The sequence below is a fragment of the Paenibacillus sp. FSL R5-0490 genome, assembly GCF_001956215.1.
GTDB lineage: Bacteria > Bacillota > Bacilli > Bacillales > Cytobacillaceae > Cytobacillus.
In genome coordinates, this window is record NZ_MRTQ01000072.1 from 1 (window position 1) to 300 (window position 300).

Below are 300 nucleotides of genomic sequence, written 5' to 3' on the forward strand. Positions count from 1 at the left end.
CGAACCTTCGACCCTCTGATTAAAAGTCAGATGCTCTACCGACTGAGCTAATGGCTCATGCTAAGTAATGTTTCCTAAATCTTGTTTCTGCTGAGTCAGATGTTCCAAAACACTGCGTGTTTTGTCACAGATTGCTATTCGGTTGAAGTAATTCACTGATGCTGCAATCTGCTCTACCGACTGAGCTAATGGCTCGTTGAAAAAGTGGTGCCGGCGAGAGGACTTGAACCCCCAACCTACTGATTACAAGTCAGTTGCTCTACCAATTGAGCTACACCGGCAGCTTGTACATTTAAATTA

At 44.3% G+C, this 300-nt stretch carries 1 tRNA gene; it reads right to left on the bottom strand.

The features are described from left to right. Window positions 1–205: 205 nt before the first annotated feature. Window positions 206–281, bottom strand: a tRNA-Thr gene (locus tag BK139_RS23520). Window positions 282–300: the final 19 nt, after the last annotated feature.